The sequence below is a fragment of the Winogradskyella sp. genome (genome assembly GCF_965656915.1).
In the GTDB taxonomy this organism is placed as follows: Bacteria; Bacteroidota; Bacteroidia; order Flavobacteriales; family Flavobacteriaceae; genus Winogradskyella.
In genome coordinates, this window is sequence record NZ_CBFHMI010000016.1 from 1 (window position 1) to 11,348 (window position 11,348).

General features: G+C 31.0%; 11 protein-coding genes and 1 pseudogene. 8 read left to right on the plus strand and 4 right to left on the minus strand.

Annotated elements, in window-relative coordinates:
- From ACTG3Y_RS06330 to ACTG3Y_RS06345, 4 genes and pseudogenes are all read left to right on the plus strand, one after another.
- Positions 1–183, plus strand: a pseudogene (locus ACTG3Y_RS06330) (DUF1972 domain-containing protein); the annotation flags it as partial.
- A complete protein-coding gene (locus tag ACTG3Y_RS06335) occupies positions 167–1,438 on the plus strand; it encodes an O-antigen ligase family protein (protein WP_439152082.1) in 1,272 nt (423 codons plus the stop codon). The pseudogene ACTG3Y_RS06330 and the gene ACTG3Y_RS06335, both read left to right, overlap by 17 nt.
- A 380-nt stretch (positions 1,439–1,818) precedes the next feature.
- Complete coding sequence (locus ACTG3Y_RS06340) at positions 1,819–3,174, plus strand: undecaprenyl-phosphate glucose phosphotransferase (RefSeq protein ID WP_439152083.1); 1,356 nt, start codon at positions 1,819–1,821, stop codon at positions 3,172–3,174.
- Between the two features lie 4 nt (positions 3,175–3,178).
- A complete protein-coding gene (locus ACTG3Y_RS06345) occupies positions 3,179–3,958 on the plus strand; it encodes a glycosyltransferase family 2 protein (RefSeq protein WP_439152084.1) in 780 nt (259 codons plus the stop codon).
- Here ACTG3Y_RS06345 and ACTG3Y_RS06350 read toward each other — a convergent pair.
- Positions 3,942–5,249 (minus strand): phenylacetate--CoA ligase family protein, encoded by a 1,308-nt coding sequence (locus ACTG3Y_RS06350; RefSeq protein WP_439152085.1) that lies wholly within the window; start codon positions 5,247–5,249, stop codon positions 3,942–3,944. The genes ACTG3Y_RS06345 and ACTG3Y_RS06350 overlap by 17 nt on opposite strands.
- An 84-nt stretch (positions 5,250–5,333) precedes the next feature.
- On the opposite strand from ACTG3Y_RS06350, the gene purD reads away from it, so the two are divergent.
- A complete protein-coding gene (gene purD, locus ACTG3Y_RS06355; RefSeq protein WP_439152086.1) occupies positions 5,334–6,605 on the plus strand; it encodes a phosphoribosylamine--glycine ligase in 1,272 nt (423 codons plus the stop codon).
- Here the strand turns inward: purD and ACTG3Y_RS06360 are convergent.
- Positions 6,600–6,827: a DUF6341 family protein gene (locus tag ACTG3Y_RS06360; RefSeq protein ID WP_439152087.1), complete on the minus strand. Its 228-nt coding sequence runs from the start codon at positions 6,825–6,827 to the stop codon at positions 6,600–6,602. The genes purD and ACTG3Y_RS06360 overlap by 6 nt on opposite strands.
- A 40-nt stretch (positions 6,828–6,867) precedes the next feature.
- On the opposite strand from ACTG3Y_RS06360, the gene ACTG3Y_RS06365 reads away from it, so the two are divergent.
- On the plus strand, positions 6,868–7,785 hold the full coding sequence (locus ACTG3Y_RS06365; protein ID WP_439152088.1) for a DUF6427 family protein: 918 nt from the start codon (positions 6,868–6,870) through the stop codon (positions 7,783–7,785).
- On the opposite strand, the gene upp is transcribed toward ACTG3Y_RS06365, so the two are convergent.
- On the minus strand, positions 7,774–8,433 hold the full coding sequence (upp, locus tag ACTG3Y_RS06370; protein WP_439152089.1) for a uracil phosphoribosyltransferase: 660 nt from the start codon (positions 8,431–8,433) through the stop codon (positions 7,774–7,776). The two genes, ACTG3Y_RS06365 and upp, sit on opposite strands and share 12 nt — an antisense overlap.
- Positions 8,434–8,503: 70 nt before the next feature.
- Between upp and ACTG3Y_RS06375 the strand changes: the two genes are divergently transcribed.
- Both ACTG3Y_RS06375 and ACTG3Y_RS06380 read left to right on the plus strand, forming a co-directional pair.
- Positions 8,504–9,112, plus strand: coding sequence for a DUF4254 domain-containing protein (locus ACTG3Y_RS06375; RefSeq protein ID WP_439152090.1), 609 nt, complete (start codon positions 8,504–8,506; stop codon positions 9,110–9,112).
- A gap of 45 nt (positions 9,113–9,157) precedes the next feature.
- Entirely contained in the window at positions 9,158–10,192 is a 1,035-nt protein-coding gene (locus ACTG3Y_RS06380; protein ID WP_439152091.1) for a glycosyltransferase family 9 protein, read from the plus strand.
- Here ACTG3Y_RS06380 and ACTG3Y_RS06385 read toward each other — a convergent pair.
- The gene (locus tag ACTG3Y_RS06385) at positions 10,189–11,247 is read right to left on the minus strand and encodes a 2Fe-2S iron-sulfur cluster-binding protein (protein ID WP_439152092.1); all 1,059 of its coding nucleotides are present in this window, start codon (positions 11,245–11,247) and stop codon (positions 10,189–10,191) included. The genes ACTG3Y_RS06380 and ACTG3Y_RS06385 overlap by 4 nt on opposite strands.
- Positions 11,248–11,348: the final 101 nt, after the last annotated feature.

An 11,348-nucleotide genomic window follows, 5' to 3' on the forward strand; every position in this document is an offset into this window, starting at 1 on the left:
ATTTTAAAAAACAACGCCTTTTATTTTAAAACCGTAAATGAGGTTCAAGAATATTTAGATAACCTTTCTAAAACAGAGCATTTAGACATGGTTGAAAACTGTTTTAATGATATTGAGAAACATTTTAGTTGGGACATTATAAATAAAGCATATTTAAACTTTTTTTATGAGTGTAAAAAGTAAAATAGAATCTGTAATTAATCATAAGGATTTTTTAAATTACTTACTTGCGTTAACACTTTCAACACTTTTAGTAGGTTATGCGCCAAGTAGTATTGCCATGGTTTTATTTTGTTTGTTTGCGATTCGATATGCATTAAAAAACAAAATTAAGTTTGAATTAACACCCTTACTATCACTATGTATGTTACTTTATGTGTTGTGTTGTGCATCTTATTTTTGGACAGTTGACCAAGCATTGACACTAAAAGGATTAGGAAGACTTTTTTTGTTTGTGTTATTACCTCTAATATTCAGTATTATTCCAAGATTTACATTTAGATCATTTCAAACTGTTCTAAATGGATTTACTATATCTAACATTTTATTAGGCTTCTTTTTCTTAGTACTGGCATTTGTAAACTATTTTAAGAATGGAAATGCAACGGTGTTTACATACCATGATTTTGTTCAGGTTTTAGATCTTAATGCTATTTATGTTTCGGTGTTTTATACATTAAGCTACTTCTTTTTACTGTCTAAACAAATAAAAAAACGTTTTGATTATTTTGGTCTTTTATTTTTAGGAGTACTTATTTTATTATTATCATCAAAATCCACAATTGCTGTTTTTCTTTTAGGGAACCTTATATACTTTTTTATTTATAAAGGGATACGAGCTTTAAAATCTAAAAAAACAATAGGAGTGCTTTTAGTTACAATTGTGGTGCTTTCATTTGCGTCTCGTGAAATTGTAAACCGAATACTTATTGAATCCACGACTAATCTTGAAGAAGTTATTAATAGAGAAAAGTTTAATAGGGTCTATCCATGGACAGGAACATCTATTAGGTTACTTCAACTAAGAAATTTAAAAGGACAAATTGAAGAAGATGGGATTTTTTGGAAAGGATTTGGTTTATTTGCATCTAGAAAAAATTTAAGCGAAAGACACCTTGCTTTTAACACATATTATGGTTTTCATAGGTATAATTATCATAATATGTATGCTCAGATTCTTTCAGAGTTAGGAATATTTGGGCTGCTAACACTATTAGTAATTTTAGGCCTAGGATTTAAGAAATCTTTTAAAGCAAAGTCTTTTTTTATGCTCATGTTTTATTTTTTAATGGTAATGATTTTCATTACTGAATCTTTTTTGTGGGTACATAGAGGCGTGTTTTTATTTGTGATTATGAATTGCATATTTCAAAGAACAGATTTTCCCAAAATAAAAGAAGTAATAAAGAGTAAAACCAAAAAACTCTCTAATTACTAATAATATAAGTAAACATACTAATTCAGGTGTTGTTTTTGAGTAAAATATTAAAGCTTTTGGATTAAAATTTAACACCTCTCTGTAGCAAAGGATTTGAGTTTTTGTGATATTTTTAGTTTTAGCCTTGCCACAAGATGCAGATGCACTTCCTCGTTTAATATATAATATATATTAGTCATTGCAGATTATTTCAGAGACTCTATGTTATTAAATGCCATAGGAGAACCGTTAAAAGAAAGTATTGGGTATTTTTATATCACAAAGTAAAGTAAATCGCGTTTTTATTTTTTTTAAGGAATTAAAGTCACTTTTTTGGTTTATAAATTAAATCAACTTAAATTCCTGTTTTACATGGATTAATTTCAATATTGAAGAGTAATTTGAGCTTATTTAAACACGGAAGATATTCAGGCTACTTAAGACCTATTTCATACTTAATTGACTTAAGTGTCATTAATGTTGTGGCTATTCTTTATTTGTTAGATGCTAAAGACCTACTTGTTTTTGCAATATTTATATCAATTGGATGGGTTTTATTATCTGTTTATTCTAGGTTTTATGAGGTATATAGGTATACAAGGCCAGTAAATATTTTATCTCTATTATTAAAACAATCAATTCTATTTTTACTTTTTGTATTTGCATTCTCTGGACTTTACCATGAGATGAAAATATATCCTAGACCAATAGTTAAATATACTTTAGCATGCTTTTTATTCATAACTATTTTAAAATTTACAGTTTATTATTTATTACAGAAATATAGGGTTTCATTTGGTGGAAATTATAGGTCAACAGTAATTGTAGGTTTAAACAACAAGACATTAGCTTTAGAGAATTTTTTCAATAAAAACCCTGAATATGGCTATTTACATAAGAAGACCTATAACTTTAATAATAAAGAGAATGCTCTTAATGAGTGTTTTGAATATATTTTAAATGAGAAAGTCGACGAGATATATTGTTCTATCTCTGAACTCACCAATTCTCAGATTGCAGACATTGTAGATTTTGCCGATAATAACCTTAAGATTTTAAAGTTTATACCAGATAGTAGGGAGATTTATTCAAAAAGGCTTCGATATGAGTATTACGATTACATTCCAATCCTAACCTTAAGAACAATTCCGTTAGAAGATTCTGTAAACACCATTATTAAACGTGGCTTTGATATTATATTTTCTATCTTAGTTATTGTTTTCATTCTATCTTGGTTAACACCGTTAATTGCTATATTGATAAAGTTAGAGTCTAAAGGGCCAGTATTTTTTAAGCAATCAAGAAATGGTTTTAATTACAGGGAATTTGATTGTTATAAGTTTCGATCAATGACTCCAAATGAGAAAGCCCACCTATATCAAGCTACAAAAAATGATCAAAGGGTAACTAAAATAGGTAAATTTATTAGAAAAACCAGTATTGATGAGTTGCCGCAGTTTTTTAATGTATTATTTGGTAGTATGTCAGTAGTTGGCCCAAGACCACATATGGTAAGTCATACTGATATGTATGCCAAACGTATTGACAAATTTATGGTGCGTCATTTTGTAAAACCTGGGATTACTGGGCTGGCTCAAACAAGTGGTTTTAGAGGAGAAGTTGAAACAGATAAAGATATTATTGGCCGAGTGAAATACGATATTTTCTACATTGAGAATTGGTCGTTACTTTTAGATTTAAAAATTATTTTTCAGACGTTCATCAATATTGTTAAAGGTGAAGATAAAGCCTATTAAATAAATGCAACCATTAGTTTCTGTAATAACACCAATGTATAATAACCAAGCTGTTATTACAGAAACAATAGAAAGCGTATTAAACCAAACTTATAAAAACTGGGAACTTTTATTGGTCGATGATGCCTCCAATGACGATACAAAAAGTATAGTAGAGTCACTTCAGCCAAACGATGGTAGAATACACCTATTTAGTAAAAAAAAAAATAAAGGTGCCGCAGAAGCTAGAAATTTAGGAACAAAAAATGCCAATGGAAGTTATATTGCATTTTTAGATGCTGACGACTTATGGGAAAAAAATAAATTGGAAAAACAAGTAAAAATCTTAGAATCGGATACTACTGATATCTGCTTTGGTAGTTACGAACATATTGATTCAAAAGGTAGGCCACTCCATAAGAAGGTACAAGCCCTTCCTAGGTTATCTTATAAGAAGCTATTAAAAGCCAATTATATAGGGAATTCAACAGGGATTTATAACTGCAAAAACCTTGGAAAAATCTATACCAAAGACCTAAAGAAAAGGCAAGATTGGTTGCTTTGGTTAGAAGCTCTAAAAAGAAGTGAAAAACCAGCAATAGGCATAGAAGAGACTATTGCTTATTATCGTATTTCTGAAGGCTCATTATCATCTAATAAAACCAATTTAATTAAGCACAATTTTAATGTTTACAGAAAAGGTTTAGGCTTGTCATTTTTTAAATCGGCATTTTTAATGGTAGAATTTTTTTATGAGCAACTTATAATAAAACAACGATTGGTAAAGACTATAAGCGAGAAATAAATTGCTTTAATTTACCCGATTTACTTCTAACCAGTTTGTCCTCTCTTAGGAAACTAACCTTAATTCCAGGCTCTAAATAGTGCTTCATTTCTTTAGTAATAAATTCTTTTTTCTCAGGTATTAATTCTTTCAGACTCACGTAATATATTTTAAAATGATTTAAAGCAACTTGTTCAATTATAAATTCTGTTACGTTGCCATCGTCCTCAATAATACTTTTAGTAATGTAATAAAAAGTTAAGCCTGCTGCTTTTTTACCGCTTGGAAGTATTGCTATGTCATTGGTTCTTCCAGAAAGCTTTTCAAGTATGGGTAATCTATCGGTACTAGTCACTGACAAGGAACCAATATCACCAATATCATAGCGAATAAATGGGTGTGCTTTATTGTAAAGCGAGGTGATTACTATTCGGCCTTCTTTACCATATTCTAACACATTGTTGTTTTCGTCTATCACTTCGACATAAAGTGTCTCACTATTTGCTTGCCAAAGGTTGTCTTTATTTTCAAAAGCAATCAAATCTAATTCAGAAGCACCATATTCATTAACTAAAGGCACTCCAAACTGATGTTGCATTAAAGCCCTATCGTCATCAAATAACATTTCAGAAGTTACAATACACACCTTAAGAGATGGACAGGCATCTTTTAAAATGATATTGTGTCTATTTAAAAATTTAGCAAATTGTACAATAGGACTCGTATAACCGTTTATAAAGTTAAAAGAAGTGCACTTAAATTTATCTAACACTTTTTCAAAAGCTTGGTCACTAAGATCAAATACAGAAAACCTGTACCGATTACTGAAACAATCTTTTAAGCGCTCCTTATAATAGCCTTTTTTGTCTAATGGAATACCATAAAAACGGGCCTGTTTAGAAGTATTGAAATCAATATTATACCAAGAAAATCGATTTGTAATTTCTGCCCAGGTCATTGCATGGCACCATTTGTCTTTTGCAAATACAAAAGGATCTCCAGAACTACCAGAAGTTTTATTAAGATAAACATTTTTTGACGTATAACCAGCACTTAACCGTTGTGAAATGGGGCACTGCAAATGGCGTTTAGTTAGAATTGGGACAGAATTCCAGTCCTCATTGTTTATGGATCTTCCAAATGATTTATAAAATGGATTATTTTGCAAATGATAGGATATAATTTCCTTTTTTTGGTCCTTAATATATTTTGAGAATGTTAAATCATCTTTTTCTTGAATTTTAGCAAGTTCTATTTTGGCTTTGTCAATGTCAAAGCCATTTATTTTAAGAGAAAAATCAAAAAGTCTCAAGATAAATAGAGCAATTAAGGTTTCTGTAAATTAATTGTTTTTTCAACTTAAAACCAATTATTTTTGCCCAAAGAAAATTTAATCATGAATATTTTAGTACTTGGATCTGGAGGAAGAGAACATACATTTGCATGGAAAATTGCACAAAGCAAACATTGCTCAAAGCTTTTTGTAGCACCAGGAAATTCGGGTACTAAGGCTCTAGCTACAAATTTAGATATAGGAGTTACAGATTTTGAAGCTATTAAAAGCGCTGTAATCACTAATAAAATAGACATAGTCATCGTTGGCCCGGAAGATCCTTTGGTACAAGGCATACACGATTTCTTTTTAAACGATTTAGATTTAAAGAATGTGGCAGTTATCGGACCTCAAAAAGCAGCAGCGGAATTAGAAGGTAGTAAAGAATTTGCTAAAGAATTTATGAAGCGTCATAATATTCCAACCGCGGCTTATCAGAGTTTTAAGAAGGACAATGTTGAAGAAGGCTATAAGTTTTTAGAAACTTTAAAACCGCCTTATGTGCTAAAGGCAGACGGGCTTGCTGCTGGAAAGGGCGTATTGATATTAGATAATCTTAATGAAGCAAAAACAGAATTAAAAAACATGTTGGTTGATGCGAAATTTGGTGATGCAAGTACTAAAGTAGTAATAGAAGAATTCTTAGACGGTATAGAATTAAGTTGTTTTGTGCTAACTGATGGTAACGATTATAAAATATTACCTACAGCTAAAGACTATAAAAGAATTGGTGAAGGTGATATAGGGTTGAACACAGGTGGTATGGGTGCGGTATCTCCAGTGCCTTTTGCAACTGAAGAGTTTCTGAATAAGATTGAAAACAGAATTGTAAAACCTACGGTCGAAGGGTTGAAAAAAGATAACTTACCATATGTTGGTTTTATATTTATTGGTCTTATAAAAGTCGGTGATGATCCGAAGGTTATTGAGTATAACGTAAGAATGGGTGATCCAGAAACGGAAGTGGTACTTCCAAGACTTAAAACGGACATTGTGAAAATTTTTAAGGCAATGTCTAATCAAACTTTATCAAAAGTAGACATTGATATAGATAATCGTGCTGCAACAACCGTTATGTTGGTCTCAGGTGGTTACCCAGAGGCTTATGAAAAAGGAAAAGAAATATTCGGATTAGAAAACATCTCTGAGTCTATAGTTTTTCACGCAGGTTCAAAATCAGAAAACGAAAAAATTGTAACTTCTGGCGGCCGTGTTATGGCTGTGACTTCTTACGGGAATAGTTACGAAGAAGCCATAAAAAAATCTTATCAAAGCATAAATTTATTATGTTTTGATAAGATGTATTATAGAAAGGATATAGGTTTTGACTTATAGATAAGAATGTGCTGTCACACTTTTATCTTCCTCATTATTAGAGTTGTATTCTCCTAATTTCATCATCCAATATACAAATGCAACAAAACCAATAAGCATAAATATCCATGAAATTGTATTAGCAGCAAACCAACTTTCTAACTCTAATGCTCTTAAGGCATCAAAAGGTGCAAATAAGACACCTACAAATAAATCTTCTATTCCGTAAAAGAAATCCTTCATAACTTTTTAAATTTACAGAGCAAAAATACAAAAAGAGTTAATGATTACAAGCATTTTTAGTAAATCTAAACCCATAAACTTCATCCTCGTTGCAGTTTTTATCATTTTACTTTTTGTAATAACCAATTATTCCACCTTATTTATAGAATTTAATACTACAGTTGAGCACTTTCTAAAGCTCTTTGTGACTTTATTTTTGGTATTTGTTCTCGATTTTATCATTTCTAAAAATAATCTTACTCAGAAAAACAGTTATGCTATTATGACATTTGGCTTGTTGTTTGGCATGTTTCCTGAGGCATTAAAATATTCTGATTTATTATTTTCAAACCTATTTATTGTCTTTGCTCTAAGAAGATTAATAAGCATGCATTCAAAATTTCATATTAAAAAGAAGTTATATGATGCAGGTTTTTGGATAGCATTATCAGCTTTATTTTATTTCTGGTCTATCCTGTTTTTCTCTCTAGTTATTGTGGCTTTAATTTATTATTCCCAGAACGATATAAAAAACACTATAATTCCTCTATTTGGCCTAGTTACAGTGTTAATCTTACTTCTCATCTACAATATAATTTTTCACGATGTTTATATACAACCTGCAAACTTCAGCAGATCAGCCAGTTTAGATTATACGCCTTATAACGCGAAAGAAAGCATATTGAAATTCACGGTCTTGTTCACCTCATTTGTTTGGACTCTCATTTATTATTTTAGAATATTTCCTGATAAGAGTAAAAAACTAAGGCCTTCATATTTTATAATAGCATGTGCTTCTGTTATAGCTATATTAGTCGCTATAATATCACCAAATAAAAATGGTAGTGAATTTATATTTTTATTTGCTCCTTTCTCAATAATTATGGCGAATTATATTGAGGCCATATCGGAACGCTGGTTCAAAGAAATTTTTGTTGCCTTATTTATTATAGTACCTATTCTTAGTCTAGTTCTGTAATTTATTTCCAAAAGCTAAATCACCAGCGTCACCCAATCCAGGAATAATATAACCATTAACGTTTAAGATTTTGTCTATTGAAGCTATCCATAAATGTGAATTAGAGTCAAAATTATTTTTAACAAAATCTACCCCTTTTTGTGCTCCAATAACACTAACCAAATGAATTTCTTTAGGATTTCCAAAAGGCTTTAAAGCTTCATAAGTAGCAACCATAGATTGTCCTGTTGCCAGCATAGGATCTGCAAGTATCAACGTTTTACCTTCTAAACTTGGACAAGCCAAATATTCAACTATAATTTCAAAACTTTCAGGATTGTGCTTGTGCTGTCTGTAAGCAGAAATAAATGCGTTTTCTGCAGTATCAAAATAATTAAGCAGTCCATTATGTAATGGTACCCCAGCTCTTAGAATTGAACAAAGAACGATATCATTGCTTAGTAATTTGGTGTTGAAAGTTCCTAAAGGAGTTTCGATTTCATAAGCATTAAAGTTGAGCGATTTACTCATTTCATACCCCAATATTTCACCGATTCTTTCAATATTTCGTCTAAAACGCATACTGTCTTTTTGAATTGTTTTATCTCGTATTTCTGAAATAAATGTATTTAATATTGAGGGTGTATCTGAGAGGTTATGAATATACATAGATGCGTGTTTAGATGAATGGCTAAGTTAATAATTCAAACTATATTTGCATATTCTAAATTTTTTCAAAATGTTTTCAGACAAAGCCAATTCCATTTTTCAAGACGTTATTAAGACATATAAAGTATTAAATACGGTTGATCAATCCTTTATTAATAAGTATGATAAAAACGATGATTTAATCGCACATTTATTGTACAGGAAATGTTGGATTGATACAGTACAATGGGCTTACGAAGATATTATCAGAGACCCGAACATAGATCCGGTTGCCGCATTAAAACTTAAAAGAAAGATTGATGCTTCTAATCAAGACAGAACTGATACAGTTGAATATATAGATAGTTACTTCTTAGAAAAATATAATAATGTCGAGGTAAAACCTAATGCAAAAATCAATTCTGAAAGTCCTGCTTGGGCAATAGACAGATTATCTATTTTGGCGCTTAAGATTTATCATATGCATTTAGAAACAGTCAGAGACGACGCTTCAGATGCTCATAGAGCTACATGCCAGAAAAAGTTAGATGTATTGTTAGAGCAAAGAAAAGATCTAAGTACAGCTATTGATGATTTGCTAAATGACATTGCAAATGGAGATAAGTACATGAAAGTTTATAAGCAGATGAAAATGTACAATGATGATGAGTTAAACCCGGTTTTAAGAGGGCAAAAATAATTTGTCATCCTGAACGCGTTTCAGGATCTCGCATTCTGAAAATAAATGCCAAACCCAAACCACATACTAGTCATTCGATTTTCCGCCATGGGAGATGTAGCTATGACAGTTCCTGTGTTACGAGCATTAACCAATCAATATCCTGATTTAAAGATTACTGTTGTAACAAGAGCATTTTTTAAACCCTTCTTTAATGAATTAAAAAATGTTACTGTTTTTGAAGCGGACTTAAAAGGAAAGCACGAAGGTCTTTTTGGCCTTTATAGATTATCAAAAGAATTAAAAGCTTTAAAATTCAATGTTGTAGCTGATTTACATAATGTAATGCGGAGTAAAATTTTAAAGTTCTTTTTTACTGGTAAAAAAGTTATTCAAATAGATAAGGGTAGAAGTGAAAAGACATCTCTTATTTCTGGCAAAAGATTTGAACAACTAAAAACTACTCATCAACGCTATGCTGATGTATTTGATGCTTTAGGATATGCTGTTGACTTATCACAACCAATATTTCCGACAAAAGCAAACCTATCTTCAGAATTAAAAAAGCTTATTCCACCACCAAATAAAATAATTGGTATTGCACCATTTGCGGCGCATAAGAGTAAAATGTATCCATTAGAAAAAATGGATAGGGTGATTGCAGAGCTTTCAAAGGATAATACTATTATTTTATTTGGTGGTGGAAAAAGTGAGGCTAAGCTTTTAAATAAAATCGAAAGTAAATTCAAGAATGTAATCTCCATAGCAGGAAAATTTAACTTTGAAGACGAACTTGCATTAATATCGAACTTAGATGTGATGTTGTCTATGGATTCTGGTAATGCGCATTTAGCTGCAATGCTAGGAAATAAAGTGATTACAATTTGGGGCGTAACACATCCTTATGCTGGTTTTGAACCTTTTAACCAACCAAAAGATTTTGCTTTAGTTGCAGATAGAGAAGCATATCCGTTAATACCAACGTCTGTCTATGGTAATAAGTATCCACAGGGTTATGAAAATGCGGCAGGAAGTATTCTTGTAAGCAAAATTATTTCAAAAGTGAATAAAGTTATTTCAGAAAAAAACATTAAGATTTAAACATCGTCATAATCTACCACAACAATTGAAGATGTTGGATGTGCCTGGCATGTCAATACTAATCCTTCAGCAACTTCATTATCGGTTAAAATATTATTCTGACGCATTTTAGCTTCACCTTCAGTTATTCTTGCAATACAACTACTGCAAATACCACCTTGACAAGAATATGGGGCGTCAATATCTTGCTTTAACGTAGCTTCTAGAATTGATTGTTCTTTAGACATTTCAAATTCAAAGTCTTCGTCATCAACGAGAACTTTAATTTTTGAATTTCCGGATGGCACTTCAGTGTTAGAATCACTTTCAGCTTCAACCGGAGCAGTAAATAATTCAAATAATATAGCTTTTTCTTTTACACCATTTTCAACTAATACATCTTTCACGGTATGAATCATTTGTTCTGGTCCGCACAAATAGAATTTTTCAATAGTAACGTCCTTATATTTATTCTTTACTATCAGATTAACCGTACTTTTTTCTATACGCCCAAATAAAGCATCTTCTTCTCTAGATTGGCTATAAATAAAATGTACATGCAGGCGATTACCATATGTATTTTTTAATGCCATTAAGTCTTTAAAAAACATGGCGTCTTTAACGGACTTATTTCCATAAACCAAAATAAAATTGCTATAAGGCTCGTCTTCTAAAAGTGTTTTAGCAATGCTTAGAACAGGAGTAATACCGCTTCCAGCAGCAAACGCAGCTATAGTTCTTGTTTTCGCCTCATTAGCTTCAAATATAAAACGACCATTAGGTTCTGCAACCTCCAAACTATCACCTGGTTTTAAGTTTTTGTTTGCATAAACTGAAAACATTCCGTTTTCAACTGCTTTAACAGCTACAGTGAGTTCTCCGCTACTTTGTGACGAACATATAGAATAATCTCTACGAACATCTTCACCATTTATGGTTGTCTTTAAAGTAATATACTGACCAGCTTTAAACAAAAATGAGTCTTTTAAGCGCTCGGGTACGTCAAAAGTAAGAGCAACAGATTGCTCAGTTATTTTATCTACTGATTTTATGTGTAGTGAATGAAATTGTGCCATTACAATATTTTTTGTGCAAAAATAAGGAAGCGGAGATATAAACTTATATTTGTTTGTAACAAATTAACAATTATGTTTACTAATAGAAAAAACTAACCGAA

Bases quoted from the DNA above. Each gene is read 5' to 3' on its own strand.
- ACTG3Y_RS06335 (WP_439152082.1), top strand. From the start codon at position 167: ATGAGTGTAAAAAGTAAAATAGAATCTGTAATTAATCATAAGGATTTT.
- ACTG3Y_RS06345 (WP_439152084.1), top strand. From the start codon at position 3,179: ATGCAACCATTAGTTTCTGTAATAACACCAATGTATAATAACCAAGCT.
- purD (WP_439152086.1), top strand. From the start codon at position 5,334: ATGAATATTTTAGTACTTGGATCTGGAGGAAGAGAACATACATTTGCA.
- ACTG3Y_RS06360 (WP_439152087.1), bottom strand. From the start codon at position 6,827: ATGAAGGATTTCTTTTACGGAATAGAAGATTTATTTGTAGGTGTCTTA.
- ACTG3Y_RS06365 (WP_439152088.1), top strand. From the start codon at position 6,868: ATGATTACAAGCATTTTTAGTAAATCTAAACCCATAAACTTCATCCTC.
- upp (WP_439152089.1), bottom strand. From the start codon at position 8,433: ATGTATATTCATAACCTCTCAGATACACCCTCAATATTAAATACATTT.
- ACTG3Y_RS06375 (WP_439152090.1), top strand. From the start codon at position 8,504: ATGTTTTCAGACAAAGCCAATTCCATTTTTCAAGACGTTATTAAGACA.
- ACTG3Y_RS06380 (WP_439152091.1), top strand. From the start codon at position 9,158: ATGCCAAACCCAAACCACATACTAGTCATTCGATTTTCCGCCATGGGA.
- ACTG3Y_RS06385 (WP_439152092.1), bottom strand. From the start codon at position 11,247: ATGGCACAATTTCATTCACTACACATAAAATCAGTAGATAAAATAACT.